Genomic DNA, 23,215 nt, shown 5'->3' with positions numbered 1-23,215 from the left:
ATTCATTTCTATACCGGTTTGTGCGCGACGTATACTGAAATCTCTTAATTCCCGGTCCTTTGAGGTCATCCCATGATGTTGGCGTTGCGCGTAAAAGCGCCGTCGTTGCTTACACGCTTTCAGGTACCGATTCAGGTGGTGCTGTACGCGTTGATTTTTATGGTTGCAGACCGTCTGGTCACTCTTCTGCACCTGCCGTTACCTGCCAATATTGTCGGCATGGTGATGTTATTGCTGCTTATTGTGTTTAGGGTATTGCCGATTAGCTGGATTAAGGCCGGTTCGCGCTGGTTGCTGGCCGAGATGCTGCTGTTTTTTGTTCCCGCCGTGGTTGCAGTGGTGAATTACGCTCAGTTGCTAATGGTTGAAGGCTGGAAAATTTTTCTAGTGATTGGTGTCAGCACTACGCTCACGCTTGGAGCGACGGCGCTGATAGTGGATTGGGTGTATAAGCTGGAGCTCAGGCTGGCGGAAAAGAAAAGCGCTGCCCTTGCGCAAAGGGGTGAACGTGACTGACCTAATGCTGAGTATGCTTTGCTTCATCATTACGCTCGGAGTGTATTACGCCAATAAACGACTCTACCGTTGGCGGCGAAGCCTGCTGTTTATGCCGCTGGTGTTTACGCCGATTGTTTTAGTGGCGCTGCTGGTGGTGACCCGCGTTTCCTATCAGGACTACATTGGTGAAACCCACTGGTTGCTGTGGTTACTTGGGCCGTCAACCCTTGCCTTTGCCGTGCCGGTTTATGAAAACATGGCCATTATCCGTCGTCACTGGATCTCCCTCAGCGCCGGAGTTATCACGGCAATTACTGTCGCGGTATTTAGCTCGGTGTGGCTGGCGCGTCTGTTAACGCTGCCGGAAGAGGTCCAGCGTAGTCTGGCAGTGCGCTCCATCACCACGCCTTTTGCGTTGGCTGCGGCGAAACAGATGGGCGGGCAGCCGGATCTGGTGGCACTTTTTGTGGTGATTACCGGCGTGTTCGGCATGGCCGTGGGCGAGCTGCTGTTTCTCAGGCTGGCAGTGCGCAGTGCGCTGGCTAAAGGCGCGGGATTAGGTGCTGCCTCGCACGGTGCGGGAACGGCAAAGGCCTACGAACTTGGCGCGCAGGAAGGTGTGGTGTCGAGCCTGGTGATGATGTTGGCGGGCGTGTTGACGGTGGTGATTGCGCCGCTCATTGGGCGCTGTTTTTGGTGAGTCGCAGTGAGTCGGTGTAAATCGTGACGCAATATTAACCGGCACAGCCTGCGCCGTGCCGGTTAAAAATCCAATTAGTGAATAATTTGCGACAGGAACTCGCGCGTTCTTGCCGATTTCGGATTGGCAAAGAACTCTTCGGGCGGGGCCTGCTCAACTATCTCGCCGCGATCCATAAAGATAACCCGGTCTGCCACCGTCCGTGCGAAGCCCATTTCATGGGTAACGCACAACATAGTCATCCCTTCATCGGCCAGGCCAATCATGGTGTCCAACACCTCTTTAACCATTTCTGGATCCAACGCCGAGGTGGGTTCATCAAACAGCATGATTTTAGGCTTCATGCAAAGTGAGCGGGCAATCGCCACGCGCTGCTGCTGACCGCCCGAAAGTTGCCCCGGAAACTTGTGTGCATGCTCGGCGATACGTACACGCTTCAAGTATTTCATCGCCAATTCTTCGGCTTCTTTTTTCGGCATTTTACGCACCCAGCAAGGCGCCAGCGTACAGTTTTGCAACACGGTCAGATGCGGGAATAGATTGAAGTGCTGAAACACCATCCCGACTTCGGTTCTGATGCGTTCAATATTGCGTAAATCATCGTTCAGCTCGGTTCCATCGACCACAATGCGCCCCTGCTGGTGCTCTTCAAGGTGGTTAATGCAGCGAATGGTCGTCGATTTACCGGAACCAGAAGGTCCGCACAATACGATACGCTCGCCCGAGGTGACGTTCAGGTTGATGCCTTTCAACACGTGGAACTGTCCGTACCACTTGTTAACGTCTTCCAGCGTGATCATCATTTTTTTAGTTTCAATGACGTTATGTTCGGTCATGGTTTACCTCAGTGTGCGGAGTGCCCGGTGTGGAAGCGTTTTTCCAAATGTTGGCTATAACGCGACATGCTAAAACAGAAAATCCAGTAAACGGCGGCGGCAAAAACGTAGCCTTCGGTCGACATACCCAACCATTCGGGTGCCACCGTGGCCTGTTGTACGCTGCTGAAAAAGTCCATCAGGCCGATAATGATCACCAGGCTGGTGTCTTTAAACAGCGCGATAATGGTGTTCACCAGGCCGGGAATAACCATCTTCAGCGCCTGCGGTAGAATGACCAGCGCCTGCGTCCTCCAGTAGCCGAGTGCCAGCGACTGTGCGGCCTCGGTTTGACCCTTTGGCAGTGCCTGCAGGCCGCCGCGCACCACTTCTGCGACGTAGGCCGACTGGAACAGCACTACGCCGACCAGTGCGCGTACCAGTTTGTCGATACTGGTGCCCTCGCTCATAAACAGCGGCAGCATCACCGAGGACATAAACAGCACGGTTATCAGCGGTACGCCGCGCCAGAACTCGATAAAAATCACCGACAGTATGCGCACAATCGGTAAATCTGAGCGTCGCGCCAGTGCCAGCAGAATGCCCAGCGGCAGCGCTCCGGCAATGCCCACGGCGGCGATCACCAGTGTTAAGGTCAACCCACCCCACTGATAGGTTTCAACGCGACTGAGGCCAAAGTAGCCGCCGTACAGCATAAACCAGGTCAACACCGGGAAGCCGACGGCCCAGCAGGCGATGTACAGTCCACGGCGCGGCATAGCCGACATAAACATTGGCACCAGCGAGAGCAGGCCAACGATTAACGTGGTATTGATGCGCCAGCGTTGGTCAGTCGGATAGAGTCCATACATAAACTGGCCGAAACGCGCATGAATAAACACCCAGCACGCACCCTGCTTAGTGCAGTCTGCGCGCGTGGTGCCCACCCAGTTGGCCTGGAAAATCACCCAGTTCAGCAGCGGCGGAAGCAATTCCCACAGCAGCCAGAAGAAAAACAGCGTCAACAGACTGTTAAACCAGCTTGAAAACAGATTCTTGCGCGCCCAAAACACGGCTTTGCCAAGCGGGGAACCAGGCTTGGCGCCTCTGATAGATTGCGGGAGTGTGGTCATCGTCATTCGTTTCCCTTAACGCTCAACCAACGCGATGCGTCGATTATATAGGTTCATCAAGAACGAAATTCCCAGGCTGATAATCAGATAAACCGACATGGTGATGGCGATAGTTTCAATCGCCTGTCCGGTCTGATTGAGCACCGTACCGGCAAACAGCGACACCATGTCTGGATAACCGATGGCCGCGGCCAGTGAGGAGTTTTTGACGATATTTAGATACTGGCTGGTGAGCGGTGGAATGATCACTCGCATGGCCTGCGGCAAAATAACCTGACGAAGCGTGACCGGATTAGGCAAACCCAGCGAACGCGCCGCTTCGTGCTGACCGTAGGAAACGGACTGAATGCCTGAGCGGATCACTTCGGCAATAAACGTGGAGGTATACACCGACAGCGCCAGCGTCAGCGCGCCAAGTTCGGGGATCAACACCATGCCGCCGCCGAAGTTAAACCCTTTCAGTTTTGGAATGTCCCAGTGCAACGCAGGCCCAAAAATCAGCTGCGCCACCGCCGGAAACAGGATCAGCATCAGTACGCACCACGGCCAGATGCGCCACACCAGGCCGGTATGAATCTGGCGAAAATGGTTATAACGTTTCAGAAACAGGATGCCGCCAACGGCCAGTACCACGGCAATCAGCGCGGCCCAGAATCCCGCCGCCATTTCTGGCGAAGGCAAATAAAGGCCACGGTTGCTGGCAAACACCGTATCAAAGGCGTTCATGCTCTGCCTTGGCCCCGGCAGGTTGCGCAATACGGCAAAATACCAGAAGAAGATTTGCAGCAGCGGCGGAATATTGCGGAACGTTTCGATGTAAACGGTACAGAGTTTGCGGATAAGCCAGTTATCGGAAAGTCTCCCTAATCCGACAACAAAGCCGAGAATCGACGCAAAAACGATGCACAGTGCAGAAACCAGCAAGGTATTCAGCAGGCCGATAAAAAAGACGCGCCCGTAGGTGTCGCCTTCGTCATAACTTATTAAGTGTTGGACGATGCCAAAACCGGCACCGCGGCTCAAGAAATCAAATCCCGAGGTGATCCCTCGCGTCGTTAGGTTGGTAATCGTGTTGTGTAACAGGTAGCCCATGCAGGCAACCAGCAGCAACACCGCAATAATTTGGTACAGCCAGGCGCGAACTGCAGGATTACGCAGTGAGAACGCGACTTTTTCGGTTGGGCGTTGCGACATAAGAGACAGCCTCAGTATGCGGTAATTCGAGTGTTACAGGTCTTGGTGGAGGCGGCACGTCAGGGTGAACTCACGTGCCGCCATCCGGCAGGAATTAACGAACGGGTGGTGCGTACTGGATGCCGCCTTTGTTCCACAGGGCATTCTGACCGCGAGCAATTTTCAGCGGGCTGCCTGCACCGACGTTGCGGTCGAAGCTTTCACCGTAGTTGCCGACTTGTTTAACAATTTTGACCACGAAGTCATTTGGCAGCTTCAGGTCTTCGCCATATTTACCGGTTTTACCCAGCAGGTTGGACATGTCTGGCGTCGTCGGATTAGCGGCCATCGCGTCCACGTTTTTAGAGGTCACGCCCATCTCTTCGGCATTGAGCATGGCGAACAGTGACCAGCGCACAATTTCCAGCCAATCTTCGTCACCGCGACGTACTACCGGTCCCAGAGGTTCTTTGGAGATAACTTCTGGCAGCACGATGTAGTCGTCAGGCTTGCTCAGAGACTGACGCAGCGCATACAGCTGGGACTGGTCAGAAGAGAGGGTATCGCAACGGCCAGACTCGAGCGCTTTAGCGCTGTCGCTCGAACGGTCGAAGGTGACTGGCGTAAAGGTCATTTTATTGGCTTTGAAGTAGTCGGCCACGTTCAGCTCGGTATCCGTACCGGCCTGCAGACAAACGGTTGCGCCATCCAACTCTTTCGCGCTTTTAAGGTCGGCTTTCTTATGCGTCAGGAAGCCGATGCCGTCGTAGTAATTAACGCCAGCGAAAATCATGCCCATGCCGCCATCGCGGGATGAGGTCCAGGTGGTGTTACGGGAGAGAATATCGACTTCACCCGATTGCAGGGCAGTAAAACGCTCTTTTGCTGTCAGCGGGGTGTATTTTACTTTTGTTGCATCACCAAAAACGGCGGCGGCAATCGCGCGACAAACGTCTACGTCGAGCCCGGTAATGTTGCCTTTATCGTCTTTTGAAGAGAAGCCAGGTAAACCGTCACTGATACCGCATTTGATAAAACCGTTTTTCTTAATCGCGTCCAGCGTCGTTCCAGCGTGAGCCTGCCCGGCCAGGGTGACAAAACTTGCAGCGGCAATCATCGTTGAGAGCAATATTTTTTTCATAAATCGTCCTGTGAGGCGAGAGCGAAAATTATTATTTTATGAGTGCAGAGCACCCTGTCTGTTTATGGGGCAAAGCCCTCTGCTCAGAATCGTACGAGCAAAACGGCTAAAGCAAAGGGAGTGCCAACATTGAAAACACTTAGCAATCAGGTACCGTGGAGGGATTGCACAGTAACATTACTGCGCGTCAGGAGATTTATTGACCTATTTTGGCGCGTTGTAAACGGCTTTGCTGCAAAATGGTGCGCAATGTTCAACTTTTAGAGGATTTTAAATACCTCTTACGTGATTTTGATAACATTCGGTAATATTCAGAAGAAAAATGAATTGGGGATGTGATCAGATTTTTCGGCAGGGAATTACCGCGAGATGCTATGAAAGATTTCTACACAGGCGTGGGCGGGTGGCGCAGTGTTTTGCTGGCATAAAAAAAGCCCGACGCTGGGCATCGGGCTTTAATCGAACGGGCGAGTATTCGCTAATACAGCGACGGTGCGCCTTCTGGACGTGTTTTGAAACGGCGGTGTAACCACAGATACTGCTCGGGCGCACGCATAATCTCTTTTTCTACCACGCGATTCATGTAGGCGGCGGCGGCGAGTTCATCATCAATAGGATAATCTCTCAACTCTGGCTGGATAACCAGGTCATAGCCCGCGCCTTTGTCTTTACGTACCAGAACCACTGAAACCAACGCCGGCTTAGCCAAACGCGCCAGCATGTAGGTGCCGCTGGTCGTCGCTGCCTGGTCGACGGCAAACAGGGGAGCAAAAACACTGCCGCGTGGGCCGTAATCCTGATCGGGAGCAAACCAGACGGCTTCGCCGCGCTTGAGGGCGTGAACCATTCCGCGCAGGTCTTTGCGGTCGAGCATCGCCTTGTTGGAGCGCATGCGGCCCCAGGTTTGAACAAATTCCATCACTTTATTGTTGTGCGGACGATACATCGCCATCATCGGCTGGCAGAGTCCCATGGCGCGGCCACCCAGCTCAAGCGACATAAAATGTACGCCAATAATCAGCACGCCCTGGTTATTTTTCTGGGCCAGCTTCAGGTAATTGAGTCCGCTAACGTCAAACCAGCGTTTAACCCGCGCATCAGACCAGAACCAGGCCATGCCGGTTTCTAAAAGGCCCATGCCGAGGGATTCGAAATTGCTGACAATTTTGCGTTCTAGCAGGTCCGGGTCCATGTCCGGAAAACACAGCTGCAGGTTACGGCGCGTAATTGACACGCGGCGCTTTAAAAAACGCATAGAAGTGCGGCCTAACCAGACACCCAGTCGATACAGAACGGGATAAGGCAGTTGAACCAGTAAAAAGAGCACGCCGAGGCCAAACCAGGTCAACCAGTAACGTGGATGTAAAAATGACTTTTTAAAGCATTGGATTGGAGCAGTCATGTAATTTCAATCATCAATATGAGTGAATTTGCGTAGCGCGTCAGCAGTAGCACAATCGCGATACGTACTTGGTTTGCAAATATTCGGACTACCGTTTCCGGAATTAGTTGTGGGAAATCACAATCTTCTCGAATCTTTACATTAAAAGGCGGGATCGCGGGGCTAAAAGGCTATCCGTAGGCGATTGGCGGGGCGAATTCGACTCTTGACGTGGAGTATATCACGATACCCAAAGGTTAAAGAGCGAGGAATCATCCTAATAGTGCAAAGTTTATGTACGGTTTATGTACGATTGTAAATTCTCAACAAAAAAACAAATTGATGAGTCATGGCGCATCACTCAAAAACAAAAAGGCGCTTTATCTTTCGATAAAAGCGCCTTTTCTCAAATACTTAACTGATTAGTATCAGTTCATGCCGTATTTTTTCAATTTCTTACGCAGAGTACCGCGGTTAATACCCATCATCAGGGCTGCACGAGTCTGGTTGCCACGGGTGTACTGCATCACCATGTCCAGCAGTGGCTGTTCAACTTCAGCCAGTACCAACTCATACAGGTCATTGACGTCCTGACCGTTCAGTTGAGCAAAATAGCCCTTAAGTGCTTGTTTTACCGAGTCACGCAGGGGTTTTTGAGTTACCTGATCCTGAGAATTAACGGTAGACACGGTCAGTACATCAGAATTCACGCGTTGTTCGAACATAGTTCTGTCAGCTCTTTTTTGTTACGCAAGATTTTCGAAATATGCTTCCAACGCCTCCAGCTGTTCGCTGGCATCCTCTATGGCGTTGAAGGAGCGCCGAAACTGGTCATTCGGGGCATGTTCCTGTAAATACCAGGAGACATGCTTACGGGCGATACGGAATCCTTTGCCTTGACCATAAAAGTCGTGCAGTTCCCGTACGTGCCCTATCATCAAGCGCTGTACTTCCCCAAGTGGTGGCGGCGGTAACAGCTCCCCTGTGTCCAGATAATGCTGGATTTCCCGGAAGATCCAGGGTCTCCCCTGAGCGGCACGGCCTATCATCAGAGCATCAGCTCCAGTGTAGTCGAGCACCGCCCTGGCTTTATGCGGGTCAGTTATGTCGCCATTCGCGATAATCGGAATGGAGACACTCTGCTTAACTGTCCGAATACTGTTGTACTCTGCTTCTCCATTGAAGAGGCAGGCACGGGTTCGGCCATGAATAGTCAGGGCCTGAATACCACAGTTTTCAGCCAATTGGGCAATTTGTACACAATTACGGTTTTCCGGATCCCAACCAGTACGAATTTTCAACGTGACTGGCACATCCACTGCGTTTACCACTGACCGTAAAATCTGTTCAACGAGACTCGGGTACTGTAGCAACGCAGAGCCTGCCAGTTTGCGGTTCACTTTCTTGGCTGGGCAACCCATATTGATATCAATGATCTGAGCACCTGCCTCCACGTTAATACGGGCGGCGGCGGCCATATCTTCAGGGTCACAACCGGCAATCTGCACGGCGCGAATTCCTGACTCATCACTATGTACCATGCGCAAACGCGACTTATCCGTTCGCCACACCTCTGGATTAGAGGAGAGCATTTCGGATACTGCCATCCCAGCACCCATTGAATGACATAAGGCTCGAAACGGTCGGTCTGTTATACCGGCCATTGGGGCGGCAATCAGGCAATTTGTAAGCTGGTGGTGTCCAATGCGCATACTAGGAAAGACCATACTGAAGTCCGCAAGGGCGCGTATATTACGCATTTTTTGCAGGATATGAAAGGCCAAACTTTAACCAATTGCGTAAGAAAAAGCACCTTTACACGAGGGTGACCTCGTTTAAAAATATTTTATCCATCAAAAACAGTTGGTTAATAAAGAATGGTCAAATTGTGCGCTTCGATAATTTACTTACTTATCGCTAGTTATGCGGCTTATAACAGCGGAATCTAAGGTGAAAATTGCCGTTTCAAGTAGCAATAACCGCGTCATTTCAGTGACGCGGTCCACAATATTGCTAAAATTTGTACAGTTTTACGCCTTCTTGACGCCGGTGATACGGCACCATTCTTCTTTCTCGGCAATCGGGTCAAGGTCGAAGGTTGCCTGATAGGCTTGTGCAACGCTCGCTGCCTGACTTGCCAGCACGCCCGAAAGGCCAAGATGACCTCCCGCTACCGGCAGCACGCTGATAAGCGGTGCAAGCTCGCGCAGTGGCCCTGCAAGGATGTTGGCGACCACCACGTCGGCAGACAGGTTGTCGGGCTGGTCCTGAGGCAGATAAAGCGACAAGCGCTCTGACACGCCGTTACGCTGCGCATTATCACGGCTTGCCTGGATCGCTTGTGGGTCAATATCAATTCCGATGGCCTGTGCGGCGCCCAGTTTCAACGCGGCGATAGCCAAAATGCCAGAGCCGCAGCCGAAATCGATCACGGTTTTACCTTGCAGGTCCAGCCCGTCGAGCCATTGCAGACACATCGCGGTTGTTGGATGGGTGCCAGTACCAAACGCCAGGCCGGGGTCGAGCATCACGTTCACCGCCGTTGGGTCCGGCACGTCGCGCCAGCTTGGACAAATCCACAGGCGTTCGCCAAAGCGCATCGGATGGAAGTTGTCCATCCACTCGCGCTCCCAGTCTTTGTCTTCGAGCTGCTCGATTTTATGGGCGAAATTTTTGCCCAGCAGCGGCTCGTTCTCAAGGATGGCAATGACACTGTCCATGTCGGTTTCGGCGTCATACAGGCCGATGGCATCGGTATCGCCCCATAGCAGGGTTTCGCCAGGCAGCGGCTCAAATACAGGATTGTCATGGGTATCCAGGAAGGTGACAGAGACGGCGCCGCTTTCGATAAGCGCGTCGCTCAGCGTCTCTGCATCCTGGGCATTTGTATTAATTTTCAGTTGGATCCAAGGCATAACCATTCTCTTATAACAATTTGTTTTGGCTGACGTTTCAAGATGACGTCAGCGCGTTTGTACGGCGGCTCTCGCCCAGTTTGTTGCCGATATAAAAAGCCAGCAGGCCAAGCAGCAGCGACGGAACAATAGGGTGCAGGCCTGCAATATGCAGGTCGATACTGGCCAACAGGGTATAACAAACGCCGCCAACGATCATTGAGCACAGTGCGCCCATTGCGTTGGCGCGCTCCCAATAGAGGCCGAGCACCAGCGGCCACAGAAATACCGCTTCAAGGCCACCAAAGGCGAGCAGATTGAGCCAGATAATCATCTGCGGCGGATGCCATGCGGCCAGCACCACCAGCAGTCCCAGCACTAGCGTCGCCAGACTCGAGAAGCGCTTGAGCAGGCGCTCATTGCGCAGTTGGGCGGGTCTGACGCCAAGATAAAGGTCTTTAACGATGGTAGCCGAAGACTGCAGCAACTGCGCGTTAATCGTCGACATAATGGCCGCCATTGGCGCCGCCAGAAAGATACCGGCAGCCCAAGGGGGCAGTACGGTGATCATCAGCGTGGGAATGACCTGATCGGGAATTTTAAGGTCGGGCAAAATTGCGCGACCCAGCGCGCCGGAGAGGTGCATGCCGAACATCAGAATGGCCACCACTAGCGTGCCAAGAACAATGCCGCGATGCACGGCTTTGCTGTCGCGATAAGAAATACAGCGCACTGCCGTGTGCGGCAAACCTATCACGCCAAAGCATACCAGAACCCAAAACGAGGCCATAAACGGCAGCGACAGCACGTTATCAGCGCCGTGAACCGAGACCAGCTGCGGATCAATGTGCTGGAGTTTATCGACCGCGCTGTGCAGTCCACCGGCGGCGTGGATCACCGCCACCAGCAGCAGAACCGTGCCCAGCAGCATCACCAGGCCCTGCATGGCATCGTTGAGCACGCTGGCGCGAAAACCGCCGAACGAGGTATAAAGCGCGATGCTGACGCCAAAGATCAGCAGTCCGGTGTCGTAGGGAATACCGGCCGCGGTTTCGAGCAATCGAGCGCCGCCGATAAACTGCACGGTCATGGCACCGAGGAAGGCAACCAGCAGGCTCAGGCTGGCAAGCCACACCAGCAGACGGCTTTTGTAGCGGGCATAGAGCATGTCATTAAGGGTGACCGCGTTATAACGGCGGGCCAGAATCGCAAATTTTTTGCCCAACACCCCCAGCGATAGCCACACTGCCGGAAGCTGGATCATCGCCAGCAATACCCAACCAAGTCCGTATTTATAGGCCGCGCCGGGACCCCCGATAAACGAGCTGGCACTGATGTAGGTCGCGGTAAGGGTCATGGCGAGCACGAAGCCGCCCATGGAACGGTTACCGAGAAAATATTCGGTCAGGAAGCTGCCCTGCTGGCGACGGGTGTAGGCAAAAACCGATAGGCCAAATACCAGCAGCAGGTAGGCGACCAGTGGCAGCAAAACTTCAGTCTGCATGCGTATCCTCCAGCGGGATATCACGATAAATAACGTGCACCATAATCCAGCTCAACAGCACAAAAATCAGCGGAACCAACAGGCAGGACATTTCAAACCAGTGGGGAAGGCCGGTGACACCTTGAGCATCGTTGGGCAAATAGGCGGCCAGCGACCAGGCGAGTAGATAGGCGAGAGTAAGACCAAAGGCCCAACGTGCCTCGCGGTTCGCTTGCAAGAAGCGTTTGTCCACATGCATACACGTGTACTCCTAACGAAAAAAAGGCCGGAACATATCCGGCCTTACTCTACGCTCCAGAGGTGCGGAGGCTTAAGTTTCCTGCAATCCGAGCTTTTTCTCCAGATAGTGGATATTGGTTCCACCGTGCTGGAAGTTCTCGTCGTTCATGATGCGCAACTGCAGATCAACGTTGGTTTTGATGCCGTCGATGATAAGTTCTGCCAGGGCATTTTTCATACGGGAGATCGCCACGTCGCGATTTTCGCCGTAAGTGATCAGTTTGCCGATCATGGAATCATAATACGGAGGCACAGTGTAGCCGGCGTAAATATGTGATTCCCAACGCACACCAAAACCACCTGGCGCATGGAAGCGGGTGATTTTGCCCGGGCTTGGCAGGAAGGTGTTCGGGTCTTCGGCGTTGATACGACACTCAACGGCGTGGCCCTGAATACGCACTTCATCCTGCTTGATAGACAAAGGCTGACCTGCGGCGATGCGCAGCTGCTCTTTAATCAAATCAACGCCGGTGATCATTTCGGTCACCGGATGCTCAACCTGAATACGGGTGTTCATTTCGATGAAATAGAACTCGCCGTTTTCGTACAGGAACTCGAAAGTACCCGCGCCACGGTAGCCAATGTCTACGCAGGCTTTTGAACAACGCTCGCCGATGTAGCGACGCATCTCGGCAGTGATGCCCGGTGCTGGCGCTTCTTCAACGACTTTCTGGTGACGGCGCTGCATGGAGCAGTCGCGCTCGGCCAGATAGATGGCGTTGCCCTGACCGTCGGCCAATACCTGAATTTCGATATGGCGTGGGTTTTCCAGGTATTTTTCCATGTAAACCATGTCGTTGTTGAAAGCCGCTTTGGCTTCAGCACGCGTCATGTTAATGGACTGCTCGAGGTCTTTCTCTGCGCGAACAACGCGCATACCACGACCGCCGCCGCCGCCGGACGCTTTGATGATGACCGGATAACCAATGCGCTTACCGAAAGCGCGGTTCTTTTCCATGTCTTCAGTCAAGGGACCGTCGGAGCCAGGAACGCAAGGTACGCCGGCTTTCTTCATCGCGTTGATGGCAGAAACTTTGTCACCCATCAGGCGAATAGTTTCAGCTCTCGGGCCGATGAAGATAAAGCCTGAACGTTCAACTTGTTCAGCAAAATCAGCATTCTCAGACAGAAAACCGTATCCCGGGTGAATCGCCACTGCGCCAGTAATTTCAGCAGCAGAGATGATCGCCGGAATATTCAAATAGCTTTTGACTGAAGGTGCAGGACCGATACAGACAGTTTCGTCTGCCAGCAGCACGTGCTTCAGGTCGCGGTCAGCAGTGGAGTGCACGGCGACGGTTTTGATGCCCAGTTCTTTACAGGCACGCAAAATGCGCAGGGCAATCTCGCCGCGGTTAGCGATTACAATTTTATCCATGGTACGCCTCGTTATTCGATGACGACCAGCGGCTCGTCGAACTCAACCGGTTGGCCGCTTTCAATCAGAATGGCTTTAACCACGCCAGATTTGTCCGCTTCGATCTGGTTCATCATTTTCATTGCTTCAACGATGCACAGAGTGTCACCTACGTTTACGCGCTGGCCAACTTCGATGAATGCTTTTGCATCCGGGCTTGGCGTACGGTAGAAGGTGCCTACCATCGGTGAACGAACGATATGGCCGCTGATGGCTGCAGGTGCAGCGGCTTCAGCCGGTGCCGCAGGGGCAACCGCGGTAGCCAGAGCTGGCTGCTGTGGAGCAGGCATGGCGTAAGCCTGTTGCATCATTGGGTAAGCTTGTTGTGGTGCTGCGCGGCTGATGCGTACTGACTCTTCACCTTCAGAAATTTCCAGTTCAGAAATGCCTGATTCTTCAACCAGTTCGATCAGTTTTTTGATTTTACGAATATCCATGGGTGTGATTCCGTACTCTTATGCAGGTAATTAATTGGATTTTGACAAGCGGTTAACCGCTGCCTGTAAAGCAAAATGGTAGCCATCTGCGCCAAGTCCGCAGATAACGCCCACCGCGATATCGGAAAGATATGAATGGTGTCTGAATGCTTCGCGGGCATGAACGTTGGAGAGGTGGATCTCGATGAACGGGATTTGCACCGCCAACAGTGCGTCACGAAGCGCCACGCTGGTATGGGTAAAGGCTGCGGGATTGATCAAAATAAAATCGGTGTTTCCCCGGGCCTGATGGATCCTGTCAATCAGGAGGTGCTCTGCGTTAGATTGCAGATGGCTTAACGCAACGTCAGCTGCGGCGGCCTGCTGTTCCAAACCTTTAACAATATCGTTAAGCGTGGTACTTCCGTAGGTTTCTGGCTCACGCGTTCCCAGCAAATTAAGGTTGGGACCGTTGAGAAGCAAAATGTCAAACTTATGCGCCATTATGAGCCTATCTCCTGCGATTAGTACGAGGTCGAAGAAAATACCTTGATGACGCCAATTTGTCACCTATTTCATGACAAATCAACCCAGACTTTTCTTAGGGAGGGCTGTATTATAACCATATCGAGGCAATTCGCAGCCAAATACTGGTCTTATCAGCGAAGATTATCAACCCCCAGTTTGAAACTGAGGGTTACATTGGGAAGATTTAAAGGGGATCGCCGCGAGGTTCAGAACGTTATCTAAACCACTGACGGAACTTCTTGTAGCGAAGTAGCAGCAAGATCGCCGCAATTAGCGCATAAATGATCGGTTGTGGCGAATAAGTCTTTACCGACCACAAATAATGGATGGGGGCCAATATCGCTACCACATAAACGCCATTATGCAGAATCTGCCATTTTTTCCCTAACTTACGCTGTGACCATAGCGTAGACGTTGCGGCCAGAAACAGCAAAATAAACCAGCTAATGATCCCCAGCGTTAAATACGGACGCGAAATCAGCTCGCTGCCGAGCAGGCCGAGATTATTGATCCCAAGTTCGAGGAATGAATAACTCAGCAAATGAAGACTCGCCCAGGCAAAACACCATAATCCTATCAACCGACGGACGCGGATCAGCAGTGGCTGTTTGCCATAGCGTGCCACGGGCGTAACAAGCAGGCTGGCCAGCAGCAGCTTCAAGGTCATTCTGCCGGTAAAATGCTGGATATCTTTTGCAGGGTCGGCGCTAAACCAGCCCTGGTTAATAGAAAGGATTATCCACAACAGCGGCAAAAAGGCCGCCAAATGGATTAACACCTTGAGCCAGGTTATCTGTTTAAGTGTCAGGCGCGGTATCTTCATTCAGTAATTCGCTCGCAAATCCAATCCGCGGTACAAATGCCCCACCTCTTTTTCATAGCCGTTATACAGCAGGGTAGGCTGGCGTTTAACGTCGAGAATACCGCCAGAACCGATAAAACGCTCAGTTGCCTGCGACCAGCGAGGGTGATCGACGTGCGGGTTCACATTGGCATAAAAGCCGTATTCGTTTGAGGCAATCTGATTCCAGGTGGTGGGCGGTTGGTCTTTCACCAGGCGAATGTGTACGATTGACTTGATGCCCTTAAAGCCGTATTTCCACGGAATAGTCAGGCGGATAGGTGCACCATTTTGCGGTGGCATGCTTTTACCATAAACGCCGACCGACATCAGCGCCAGCGGGTTCATCGCTTCATCAAGACGCAGGCCTTCAACGTAAGGATAATTAAGACCCCCGCCGATAAAACGGTCTTTCTGGCCCGGCATGTGTTCAGGATCGTATAATGTGGTGAAGGCCACAAAGCGGGCATCGCTGGTCGGCTCAACCCATTTCAGCAGCGCACTGAGCGGGAATCCGACCCACGGCACCACCATTGACCAGGCCTCTACACAGCGCATGCGGTAAATACGCTGCTCCAGCGGGAAGCGTTTAAGAATGTCGTCCATGTCGAGCGTCATCGGCTTGGCGACTTCGCCGTCAATGGTGATTTTCCAGGGCGATGTTGGCAACTGACCGGCATTGGCAGCAGGATCGGCCTTATCCAGACCAAATTCGTAAAAATTGTTATAGCCGGTAACTTTGTCCTCGGGCGTGAGCGGTAAATCCGCTTGATACATGGCCGGCTTGGTAAAATCGAGCGGTTTGCCCGGCGGTGGTTTCGGGCGATCGTTCCCCTTGAACCACGAAAGCACATCGGCCTGAGAAGTGGATGGCAAGGCTAAAGATGCGGCGCCAAGTCCCAGCGCCTGCAGGACTTTTCGGCGATCGTGGAAGATGCTCTCTGGGGTAACGTCGGCTTCGGTTAACACCTTTTTATTGCTCATGACATGCTCCGGTAAATGACCCTGAGTCGCGAACGGCATCGGGTGAGTTACAATTACTTTTATTATTTAATACAGCATGACGCTAAAATAGGGGTTTAGCGAGGCAGCGCGAGAAAATACGAAATTTCGCAGGCCTGCGCCAGAAATTGGGTAGCCGCTGCAGATACATAAGAAATGTGAATTGATGAAACCCGCTCTTGCTATGCTATTTATATACGCCTGCAGTTAGGCAGGACAATTTGCGTAACAAACCACATAAACTGAGTAAGGCACAGGGATGCGATTTACTACCAGATTATATGCGATGATTACAATGCTGGTCGCACTCACCGTTTTTTTGATGCTGGTGGGCGTGACGTTCAGCTTTGTTTATCTCAATAAACAGAATTCCGAGCAGCATTTACGCGCGCTGTCGACCTCTGTCGACCAAAGTCTGCTGTCCAATCCTCCCGCTTCGTTGCATAGCTGGTTACCGCTGGTGATGAACCAGCTCGATATTCGCCAGGTTCAGGTTGTTGCAAACAGTGGGCCGGTTTATAGCCATGACAATTCACCACAAAAAGACACTGACTGGGACAGCCATATTCCCGACTTGCTTACCGAGCATCTTCCGCTGTTACAGCATCCCGACCTGAGCATGAAAGTGGTGTATCTGGACCCGGTAAGCAGCTATGCCCGCTCGATGCGCACCACGCTTTACATCAGTTTTGCCATCCTGCTGATTATTATCGCTACGCTGTCGAGCTTTCGCTGGCTGCGGCTGCAAACTTCGGGGCTTGAGCGGCTCGAAGATCGCGCATCGCGCATTTTACGCGGCCAGCGTGACAACCTTCCTTTGGGTGACGTCAGGGAGTGGCCGCAGCGGGCCAGCGCCGCAATCGATAAACTGCTGGTAGACCTCGGTGAAGCGCGCGAACAGCGCAGCCGCGTGGACACGTTAATTCGCGCCTATGCACAGCAGGATGCCAAAACCGGACTTAGCAATCGGTTGTTCTTTGACAATCAGCTCACTACCGAACTGGAAGAAGAGGGCGCCTACGGAATTCTCATGCTGATTCGCCTGCCCGATTTCGATACGCTGCGCGATACGCACGGGCAGGCGCTGGTTAAAGACTTAATGTCTTCCATGGTCAATTTGCTGTCGACGTTTGTCATGCGATACCCCTCGGCACTTCTGGCGCGCTACTACCACAGTGATTTTGCAGTTCTGCTCCCGCACAGCACCTTGAAAGAGGCCGAAGTGATGGCCGCGCAGTTGGTGAAGGCGGTGGGCGTGTTGCCGTCCTCTTCGATTATCGACCGCGATGCGCTGCTATATATAGGTATCAGCAGCTATCGCTATGGCCAGACGCTGGAAGAAGTGATGGACTCCGCGGAGCAGGCCACGCGTAATGCTGCCTTCCAGGGCAGCAACGGTTGGCTGGTTTATGACAGTAACGTCCCTGAAAAAGGGCGCGGTAGCGTTCGTTGGCGCACCTTGCTTGAAGACACGCTGGCACGCGGCGGACCTAGGTTGTATCAGAAACCGGCGATGAACAAGGCCGGTGTTTTGGACCATCGTGAAGTGCAGCGCCGCATATTTGACGGCACGCGTGAGCTGCTCGCCGCCGAATTTATTCCGCTGGTCACCCAGTTTGGCCTGTCGCAAAGCTTCGATCGCCGCATGATTGGTCAGATTATTCCGTTACTGACCCAATGGCCGGACGAGACGCTGGCATTTCACCTCACCGTTGATTCATTATTACAACGATCTTTTGTGCGCTGGCTGCGTGATGTGTTGCTCCAGTGTGAAAAATCGCAGAGAAATCGAATTCTTATTGAACTTGCAGAGGCCGATCTCTGTCAACATATCGACCGTCTGCGTCCGGCACTGCGATTGTTGCAGGGTTTAGGGTGCAGATTGGCCGTTTCTCAGGCCGGGCTGACTGTAGTAAGCACGTCCTATCTGAAGTCTTTCCCGATTGAACGGGTAAAACTTCACCCCGGATTGGTCCGCGATATTGATAAGCGGGTTGAAAATCAACTATTTGTGCAAAGTCTGCTGAGCGCCTGTAAGGGCACGCAGGCCAAGGTCTACGCCTCCGGCGTTCGCAGTATTGACGAATGGCTGGTCCTGTTGGAAAACGGAATCCACGGCGGTCAGGGTGATTTTTTTGCTACGCCACAGGTCATCGACCCGGTCGGAAAAAAATATTCACACAACCACGGGGTTTAAACTGATCCCAACGGGAAAATTTAACGTAGAATGGCGCAGCCCTGCCATTTGCACATTAGGGCGCCCGTTTTAGTGCATTATTTCTACCGTATGCGCTGAGTTATGTCGGGTAAAGTGTAAGAATTTATGTGCACCGTCCGCGACTTAACCGTTGCCTGTGCGAGTTAACCTGAATCTGGGATTCAAGTTTCTTCCTCAGTGTATTTAATCACCAAGTTAAGTAGCGAACGTTGCTGACAATTTTCACCGAAGCAGAACGTTTTTGCGCCTTGTCGCTGCTTCGTGTGGTTGGTAAAGTAGGCAGATTTTATTTTCCGCCCCCAGCTTGCAGGATTATCCTTTCGTTATGTTTAAGAAATTTCGCGGCATGTTTTCCAACGACTTGTCCATCGACCTGGGTACTGCCAATACCCTTATTTATGTAAAAGGACAAGGCATCGTGTTGAATGAGCCATCAGTTGTGGCTATTCGTCAGGATCGTGCTGGTTCACCTAAAAGCGTTGCGGCCGTGGGCCATGATGCAAAACAGATGCTTGGACGTACTCCAGGCAACATTGCGGCTATTCGTCCAATGAAAGACGGCGTGATCGCCGACTTCTTCGTGACTGAAAAAATGTTGCAACACTTTATTAAACAGGTTCACAGCAACAGCTTTATGCGCCCAAGCCCGCGCGTATTGGTATGTGTGCCAGTTGGCGCGACGCAGGTTGAGCGTCGTGCAATTCGTGAATCTGCACAGGGTGCAGGCGCACGTGAAGTCTTCCTGATTGAAGAGCCAATGGCCGCTGCAATCGGCGCAGGCCTGCCGGTTTCCGAGGCAACCGGTTCTATGGTTGTTGATATCGGCGGTGGTACGACCGAAGTGGCCGTTATCTCCCTGAACGGAGTGGTTTACTCCTCATCCGTGCGCATTGGTGGCGACCGTTTCGATGAAGCCATCATTAATTACGTGCGCCGCAACTATGGTTCACTGATTGGTGAAGCGACCGCCGAGCGCATCAAGCACGGCATCGGTTCTGCTTATCCAGGTGATGAAGTGCACGAGATTGAAGTGCGCGGTCGTAACCTGGCAGAAGGCGTACCGCGTGGTTTCACGCTGAACTCCAACGAAATTCTCGAAGCCCTGCAGGAACCGTTGACCGGTATCGTGAGCGCGGTGATGGTTGCACTGGAACAGTGTCCACCAGAGTTGGCGTCCGATATCTCCGAGCGCGGCATGGTACTGACCGGTGGTGGCGCATTGCTGCGTAACCTCGATCGCCTGCTGATGGAAGAAACCGGTATTCCTGTGGTAGTAGCAGAAGATCCGCTGACCTGCGTTGCGCGCGGCGGTGGTAAAGCATTGGAAATGATCGACATGCACGGCGGCGACCTCTTCAGCGAAGAATAAGCCTCCCAAGAGTAGTGTATGCCCAAGGTAATTGAGGGTGCAGCTCGCGTGTTAACGCCGGTGCAGCTTCAACTACGTCGGGAATAGTGAAAACTAGCCTGCCGCGGAAGAGAGGGCTGCCCCTGTGGCTAAGCCCGCAGTGTCTAAGTTTGAGTGTCTGAACGGATTGTGACGCTACGCCTGAACCTTTACGGGTTCAGGCCTGTTTTCCTGCGTGTCCGTCTGCACCGTTTTATACCTGCTACCATTCCTGTTAGGGTATTGTTTCGCTCAGATCGGCTGAAATTTCCCGTTGCCGAGGAACTCGCATATTTTATGAAGCCTATTTTTAGCAGAGGTCCGTCTCTGCAGTTGCGACTTTTTTTGGCTATTCTCACGGCCATCGTCCTGATTTTTGCCGACAGTAAGGTAGGTACCTTCGTCCAGATCCGCACCTACATGGATACTGCCGTCAGCCCTTTCTACTTCTTGTCCAATGCGCCAAGAGAATTCCTGGATAACGTCTCCCAAACGCTGGCAACTCGCCAACAGCTTGAACTCGAAAACCGTGCTCTGCGCCAGGAACTGCTGCTGAAAAACAGCGATCTGCTGCTGTTGGGTCAATTCAAGCAGGAGAACGCCCGACTGCGCGAACTGCTGGGATCACCGCTGCGTCAGGATGAACACAAAATGGTGGCGCAGGTTCTGTCGACCAGCAATGATCCTTATAGCGATCAGGTGGTTATCGATAAAGGTAGCAACACGGGTGTTTACGTAGGTCAACCGGTTATCAGTGACAAAGGCGTTGTCGGTCAAGTTATTGCCGTTGCCGCCGTGACCAGCCGCGTATTGCTTATCTGCGATGCATCTCACGCTATCCCAATTCAGGTACTGCGCAACGATATTCGCGTTATTGCCGCCGGTAGCGGCTGTGCTGACGATCTCCAACTCGAACATTTACCGGCCAATACCGATATTCGCGTGGGCGATGTGCTGGTGACATCAGGACTTGGCGGCCGTTTCCCTGAAGGGTATCCGGTTGCGGTAGTGTCATCGGTTAAAGTCGACAATCAGCGTGCCTATACTGTTATTCAGGCGCGTCCAACTGCGGGCCTGCAGCGTCTGCGCTATCTGCTGCTGCTGTGGGGCGCAGATCGCAACGGTGAAAAACCGATGTCACCGGAAGAAGTACACCGCATTGCCAACGAGCGTCTGATGCAGATGATGCCACAAGTATTGCCACCGGCTAATGAGATGGGGCCGCCCGCGCCAGTGCCTGCTCCGGCAACCGGCACGGTAACAGCACCTGTTGCCACGCCTGTAACAACGCACGGTGGCAGACGATGAACGGCTATCGGAGCCACGGACGCTGGATTATTTGGCTATCCTTTATCATAGCGATGTTATTACAGGTAATGCCGTGGCCTGACCAACTCTATATGTTCCGCCCGTCGTGGCTGATGCTTATCCTGATTTATTGGGTGATGGCGCTGCCGCATCGCGTTAACGTTGGCACCGGCTTTCTGGTGGGCTTCATGATGGATCTGGTGTTGGGTTCAACACTGGGTGTTCGTGCACTGGCATTGGCTATCACCGCTTATTTGGTGGCCTTCAAGTTTCAGCTGTTCCGCAATATGGCATTATGGCAGCAGGCGCTGATCGTCATGCTGCTGTCGATGGCGGTAAACGTGATTGTCTTCTGGGCCGAATTCCTGGTGGTTAATGTCTCTTTCAGACCGCAGATTTTCTGGAGCAGCGTGGTTGACGGCGTGCTGTGGCCTTGGCTGTTCCTGCTGATGCGTAAAATCCGCCGTCAGTTTGCCGTACAATAAGGGTTTTATGACTTTACTTTATCTCGCATCGGGTTCGCCGCGTCGTCGTGAGTTGTTAACGGTGCTGGAATTGCCTTTCGAACGGCTGACGACTGAGGTGGCTGAAGAGCGTCAGTCCGGTGAAACACCTGACGTTTATGTTCAGCGTTTGGCGTTGGATAAAGCCAAAGCCGGGGTGGCCGTGGCGCCTCGGGACTTGCCGGTATTGGGCGCAGACACTATTGTGGTGCTTGATGGCCGCGTTCTGGAAAAACCCGTCGATATTCTGCAGGCTGCTGAAATGCTGGCGGCGCTGTCAGGGCGTCAGCATCAGGTGATGACCGCTATCGCCTTTGCCGATGCAGAGAGACATCTTACGGCGATGGTTGTGACTGATGTCACCTTCAGAACGCTATCCTCTGAGGATATTCAGCACTATATTTCGAGCGGTGAGCCCATGGATAAAGCAGGGGCATACGGTATTCAAGGAAAGGGCGGATGTTTCGTCCGTGAGATTCGCGGCAGTTACTATGCAGTCGTTGGGCTTCCTCTGGTCGAGACCCAGGAACTGTACAGTAATTTTGTTGCATTACGCGTTCTTAGGAGAAAGCATGACGGCTGAATTACTGGTTAATGTGACCCCATCAGAAACTCGGGTAGCCTACATTGACGGCGGGATCCTGCAAGAGATCCACATCGAGCGGGAGGCTAAGCGCGGGATTGCAGGCAATATTTACAAAGGTCGCGTGAGCCGTGTTCTGCCCGGTATGCAGGCGGCTTTTGTTGATATTGGTCTCGAAAAAGCGGCCTTTCTTCATGCTTCCGACATCATGCCTCACACTGAGTGTGTGGCGCGCGATGAGCAAAAAAAATTCAACGTCCGCGATATCGTCGAGTTGGTTCATCAGGGGCAAGATTTGATGGTTCAGGTGGTGAAAGATCCGCTGGGCACCAAAGGCGCGCGCCTGACTACCGACATCACTTTGCCTTCTCGCTATCTGGTTTTCATGCCGGGTGCTGCCCATGTTGGCGTGTCGCAGCGTATTGAAAGCGAAGCCGAGCGTGACCGTCTTAAGCGTATCGTTTCTGCCTATTGCGATGAGCAGGGGGGCTACATTATCCGCACCGCCGCTGAGGGCGTGGGTGAAGAAGAGTTGTCTCAGGACGCCGCCTACCTCAAGCGCCTGTGGACCAAGGTAATGGAGCGCAAGCGCCGTAATATCACCAAGTGCAAACTTTATGGCGAACTGGCCTTGGCACACCGAGTACTGCGCGACTTTACCGGCCAAGAGTTGAACCGTATCCGCGTCGATTCACGTCTGACCTATGAGCTGCTAACCGAGTTTACCGGTGAATACATGCCGGAGCTGACCGACAAGCTCGAGCACTACAGCGGCAAGCAGCCGATTTTTGACCTCTATGACGTTGAAAATGAAATCCAGCGCGCGCTGGAGCGTAAAGTCGAGCTTAAGTCCGGTGGGTATCTGATTATCGATCAGACCGAAGCCATGACCACTATCGACATCAACACCGGTGCGTTCGTGGGGCATCGCAATCTTGAAGAAACCATCTTCAATACCAATACCGAAGCTACTCAGGCCATTGCACGCCAGCTTCGACTGCGTAATTTGGGCGGTATCATCATCATCGACTTTATCGATATGTCGAATGACGAGCACCGTCGCCGCGTTCTGCACTCTTTGGAGCAGGCGTTGTCGAAGGATCGCGTTAAAACCGGGATCCACGGATTTTCGGCACTGGGTTTGGTCGAAATGACCCGTAAACGAACCCGTGAAAGCGTGGAGCATGTGCTGTGCAGCGATTGTCCAACCTGCCACGCGCGCGGTACGGTGAAAACCGTCGAGACAGTGTGCTATGAAATTTTGCGTGAAATCGTTCGCGTGCATCACGCCTATGACGCCGACAGATTCCTGGTTTATGCCTCCGTCGCGGTGGGAGAGGCCCTGAAAGGCGAAGAGTCTCACGCACTGGCAGAAGTCGAAATCTTCGTCGGCAAACAAGTCAAAGTTCAAATCGAGCCCCTGTACAGTCAGGAGCAGTTTGACGTGGTGATGATGTAAATTACATTTTTTTGGCCGAAAATTTGCGGCCATTT

23 protein-coding genes are annotated in these 23,215 nt (G+C 52.8%); 8 read left to right on the top strand and 15 right to left on the bottom strand.

The features are described from left to right. Positions 1–72: 72 nt before the first annotated feature. The gene (locus GA565_RS22995) at positions 73–516 is read left to right on the top strand and encodes a CidA/LrgA family protein (protein WP_152201080.1); all 444 of its coding nucleotides are present in this window, start codon (positions 73–75) and stop codon (positions 514–516) included. Next, positions 509–1,198, top strand: coding sequence for an LrgB family protein (locus GA565_RS22990; RefSeq protein WP_152201079.1), 690 nt, complete (start codon positions 509–511; stop codon positions 1,196–1,198). The genes GA565_RS22995 and GA565_RS22990 overlap by 8 nt, the downstream gene beginning before the upstream one ends. A 74-nt stretch (positions 1,199–1,272) precedes the next feature. Here the strand turns inward: GA565_RS22990 and GA565_RS22985 are convergent, their stop codons facing one another. From GA565_RS22985 to msrP, 15 genes are all read right to left on the bottom strand, one after another. Continuing rightward, complete coding sequence (locus GA565_RS22985) at positions 1,273–2,034, bottom strand: amino acid ABC transporter ATP-binding protein (protein ID WP_055774253.1); 762 nt, start codon at positions 2,032–2,034, stop codon at positions 1,273–1,275. A gap of 8 nt (positions 2,035–2,042) precedes the next feature. Further along, entirely contained in the window at positions 2,043–3,152 is a 1,110-nt protein-coding gene (locus tag GA565_RS22980; RefSeq protein ID WP_152201077.1) for an amino acid ABC transporter permease, read from the bottom strand. 9 nt (positions 3,153–3,161) lie between these two features. Further along, entirely contained in the window at positions 3,162–4,340 is a 1,179-nt protein-coding gene (locus GA565_RS22975) for an amino acid ABC transporter permease (protein ID WP_055774259.1), read from the bottom strand. Between the two features lie 94 nt (positions 4,341–4,434). Then, the gene (locus GA565_RS22970; RefSeq protein ID WP_055774262.1) at positions 4,435–5,460 is read right to left on the bottom strand and encodes an amino acid ABC transporter substrate-binding protein; all 1,026 of its coding nucleotides are present in this window, start codon (positions 5,458–5,460) and stop codon (positions 4,435–4,437) included. A gap of 478 nt (positions 5,461–5,938) precedes the next feature. After that, on the bottom strand, positions 5,939–6,862 hold the full coding sequence (gene lpxP / locus GA565_RS22965) for a kdo(2)-lipid IV(A) palmitoleoyltransferase (protein ID WP_152201075.1): 924 nt from the start codon (positions 6,860–6,862) through the stop codon (positions 5,939–5,941). Between the two features lie 407 nt (positions 6,863–7,269). Then, on the bottom strand, positions 7,270–7,566 hold the full coding sequence (gene fis, locus GA565_RS22960) for a DNA-binding transcriptional regulator Fis (protein WP_004097144.1): 297 nt from the start codon (positions 7,564–7,566) through the stop codon (positions 7,270–7,272). Between the two features lie 21 nt (positions 7,567–7,587). After that, entirely contained in the window at positions 7,588–8,553 is a 966-nt protein-coding gene (dusB, locus tag GA565_RS22955; protein ID WP_055775252.1) for a tRNA dihydrouridine synthase DusB, read from the bottom strand. A gap of 318 nt (positions 8,554–8,871) precedes the next feature. Then, positions 8,872–9,756, bottom strand: coding sequence for a 50S ribosomal protein L11 methyltransferase (gene prmA / locus GA565_RS22950; RefSeq protein ID WP_152201073.1), 885 nt, complete (start codon positions 9,754–9,756; stop codon positions 8,872–8,874). A gap of 37 nt (positions 9,757–9,793) precedes the next feature. Beyond that, positions 9,794–11,239 (bottom strand): sodium/pantothenate symporter, encoded by a 1,446-nt coding sequence (panF, locus tag GA565_RS22945; protein WP_152201072.1) that lies wholly within the window; start codon positions 11,237–11,239, stop codon positions 9,794–9,796. After that, a complete protein-coding gene (locus GA565_RS22940) occupies positions 11,229–11,471 on the bottom strand; it encodes a YhdT family protein (RefSeq protein WP_152201710.1) in 243 nt (80 codons plus the stop codon). Before GA565_RS22940 ends, panF begins: the two co-directional genes overlap by 11 nt. 78 nt (positions 11,472–11,549) lie before the next feature. After that, positions 11,550–12,896: an acetyl-CoA carboxylase biotin carboxylase subunit gene (accC, locus tag GA565_RS22935; RefSeq protein WP_055774279.1), complete on the bottom strand. Its 1,347-nt coding sequence runs from the start codon at positions 12,894–12,896 to the stop codon at positions 11,550–11,552. Positions 12,897–12,907: 11 nt separating this feature from the next. After that, complete coding sequence (accB, locus tag GA565_RS22930; RefSeq protein ID WP_055774281.1) at positions 12,908–13,372, bottom strand: acetyl-CoA carboxylase biotin carboxyl carrier protein; 465 nt, start codon at positions 13,370–13,372, stop codon at positions 12,908–12,910. Between the two features lie 30 nt (positions 13,373–13,402). Beyond that, positions 13,403–13,855 carry a type II 3-dehydroquinate dehydratase gene (aroQ, locus tag GA565_RS22925; protein WP_152201070.1) on the bottom strand — a complete coding sequence of 151 codons (453 nt, stop codon included), beginning with the start codon at positions 13,853–13,855 and terminating at the stop codon, positions 13,403–13,405. Between the two features lie 238 nt (positions 13,856–14,093). Then, on the bottom strand, positions 14,094–14,702 hold the full coding sequence (gene msrQ / locus GA565_RS22920; RefSeq protein ID WP_152201068.1) for a protein-methionine-sulfoxide reductase heme-binding subunit MsrQ: 609 nt from the start codon (positions 14,700–14,702) through the stop codon (positions 14,094–14,096). Next, positions 14,703–15,704 (bottom strand): protein-methionine-sulfoxide reductase catalytic subunit MsrP, encoded by a 1,002-nt coding sequence (msrP, locus tag GA565_RS22915; RefSeq protein WP_152201066.1) that lies wholly within the window; start codon positions 15,702–15,704, stop codon positions 14,703–14,705. 277 nt (positions 15,705–15,981) lie between these two features. Between msrP and csrD the strand changes: the two genes are divergently transcribed. The 6 genes from csrD to rng all read left to right on the top strand — a co-directional run bounded on the left by csrD (position 15,982) and on the right by rng (position 23,180). Continuing rightward, on the top strand, positions 15,982–17,919 hold the full coding sequence (csrD, locus tag GA565_RS22910; protein ID WP_152201064.1) for an RNase E specificity factor CsrD: 1,938 nt from the start codon (positions 15,982–15,984) through the stop codon (positions 17,917–17,919). Between the two features lie 346 nt (positions 17,920–18,265). Beyond that, positions 18,266–19,309, top strand: coding sequence for a rod shape-determining protein MreB (mreB, locus tag GA565_RS22905; RefSeq protein WP_007891976.1), 1,044 nt, complete (start codon positions 18,266–18,268; stop codon positions 19,307–19,309). Positions 19,310–19,624: 315 nt separating this feature from the next. Next, positions 19,625–20,635, top strand: a complete 1,011-nt coding sequence (gene mreC / locus GA565_RS22900) for a rod shape-determining protein MreC (RefSeq protein ID WP_152201062.1) — start codon at positions 19,625–19,627, stop codon at positions 20,633–20,635. Next, positions 20,632–21,120 (top strand): rod shape-determining protein MreD, encoded by a 489-nt coding sequence (gene mreD / locus GA565_RS22895; protein WP_055774304.1) that lies wholly within the window; start codon positions 20,632–20,634, stop codon positions 21,118–21,120. The genes mreC and mreD overlap by 4 nt, the downstream gene beginning before the upstream one ends. A gap of 7 nt (positions 21,121–21,127) precedes the next feature. Continuing rightward, on the top strand, positions 21,128–21,721 hold the full coding sequence (locus GA565_RS22890) for a nucleoside triphosphate pyrophosphatase (RefSeq protein WP_152201061.1): 594 nt from the start codon (positions 21,128–21,130) through the stop codon (positions 21,719–21,721). Then, positions 21,711–23,180, top strand: a complete 1,470-nt coding sequence (rng, locus tag GA565_RS22885) for a ribonuclease G (protein ID WP_055774308.1) — start codon at positions 21,711–21,713, stop codon at positions 23,178–23,180. Before GA565_RS22890 ends, rng begins: the two co-directional genes overlap by 11 nt. Positions 23,181–23,215: the final 35 nt, after the last annotated feature.

This window comes from Rouxiella sp. S1S-2, assembly GCF_009208105.1.
In the GTDB taxonomy this organism is placed as follows: domain Bacteria; phylum Pseudomonadota; class Gammaproteobacteria; order Enterobacterales; family Enterobacteriaceae; genus Rouxiella.
This window is presented reverse-complemented; position numbering and strand designations above follow the sequence as displayed.

What these genes read in the sequence shown, in the direction of transcription:
- GA565_RS22995 (WP_152201080.1), top strand. Translation starts at nt 73, where the DNA reads ATGATGTTGGCGTTGCGCGTAAAAGCGCCGTCGTTGCTTACACGCTTT.
- GA565_RS22985 (WP_055774253.1), bottom strand. Translation starts at nt 2,034, where the DNA reads ATGACCGAACATAACGTCATTGAAACTAAAAAAATGATGATCACGCTG.
- GA565_RS22980 (WP_152201077.1), bottom strand. Translation starts at nt 3,152, where the DNA reads ATGACGATGACCACACTCCCGCAATCTATCAGAGGCGCCAAGCCTGGT.
- GA565_RS22975 (WP_055774259.1), bottom strand. Translation starts at nt 4,340, where the DNA reads ATGTCGCAACGCCCAACCGAAAAAGTCGCGTTCTCACTGCGTAATCCT.
- GA565_RS22970 (WP_055774262.1), bottom strand. Translation starts at nt 5,460, where the DNA reads ATGAAAAAAATATTGCTCTCAACGATGATTGCCGCTGCAAGTTTTGTC.
- lpxP (WP_152201075.1), bottom strand. Translation starts at nt 6,862, where the DNA reads ATGACTGCTCCAATCCAATGCTTTAAAAAGTCATTTTTACATCCACGT.
- fis (WP_004097144.1), bottom strand. Translation starts at nt 7,566, where the DNA reads ATGTTCGAACAACGCGTGAATTCTGATGTACTGACCGTGTCTACCGTT.
- dusB (WP_055775252.1), bottom strand. Translation starts at nt 8,553, where the DNA reads ATGCGCATTGGACACCACCAGCTTACAAATTGCCTGATTGCCGCCCCA.
- prmA (WP_152201073.1), bottom strand. Translation starts at nt 9,756, where the DNA reads ATGCCTTGGATCCAACTGAAAATTAATACAAATGCCCAGGATGCAGAG.
- panF (WP_152201072.1), bottom strand. Translation starts at nt 11,239, where the DNA reads ATGCAGACTGAAGTTTTGCTGCCACTGGTCGCCTACCTGCTGCTGGTA.
- accC (WP_055774279.1), bottom strand. Translation starts at nt 12,896, where the DNA reads ATGGATAAAATTGTAATCGCTAACCGCGGCGAGATTGCCCTGCGCATT.
- accB (WP_055774281.1), bottom strand. Translation starts at nt 13,372, where the DNA reads ATGGATATTCGTAAAATCAAAAAACTGATCGAACTGGTTGAAGAATCA.
- aroQ (WP_152201070.1), bottom strand. Translation starts at nt 13,855, where the DNA reads ATGGCGCATAAGTTTGACATTTTGCTTCTCAACGGTCCCAACCTTAAT.
- msrQ (WP_152201068.1), bottom strand. Translation starts at nt 14,702, where the DNA reads ATGAAGATACCGCGCCTGACACTTAAACAGATAACCTGGCTCAAGGTG.
- msrP (WP_152201066.1), bottom strand. Translation starts at nt 15,704, where the DNA reads ATGAGCAATAAAAAGGTGTTAACCGAAGCCGACGTTACCCCAGAGAGC.
- csrD (WP_152201064.1), top strand. Translation starts at nt 15,982, where the DNA reads ATGCGATTTACTACCAGATTATATGCGATGATTACAATGCTGGTCGCA.
- mreB (WP_007891976.1), top strand. Translation starts at nt 18,266, where the DNA reads ATGTTTAAGAAATTTCGCGGCATGTTTTCCAACGACTTGTCCATCGAC.
- mreC (WP_152201062.1), top strand. Translation starts at nt 19,625, where the DNA reads ATGAAGCCTATTTTTAGCAGAGGTCCGTCTCTGCAGTTGCGACTTTTT.
- mreD (WP_055774304.1), top strand. Translation starts at nt 20,632, where the DNA reads ATGAACGGCTATCGGAGCCACGGACGCTGGATTATTTGGCTATCCTTT.
- GA565_RS22890 (WP_152201061.1), top strand. Translation starts at nt 21,128, where the DNA reads ATGACTTTACTTTATCTCGCATCGGGTTCGCCGCGTCGTCGTGAGTTG.
- rng (WP_055774308.1), top strand. Translation starts at nt 21,711, where the DNA reads ATGACGGCTGAATTACTGGTTAATGTGACCCCATCAGAAACTCGGGTA.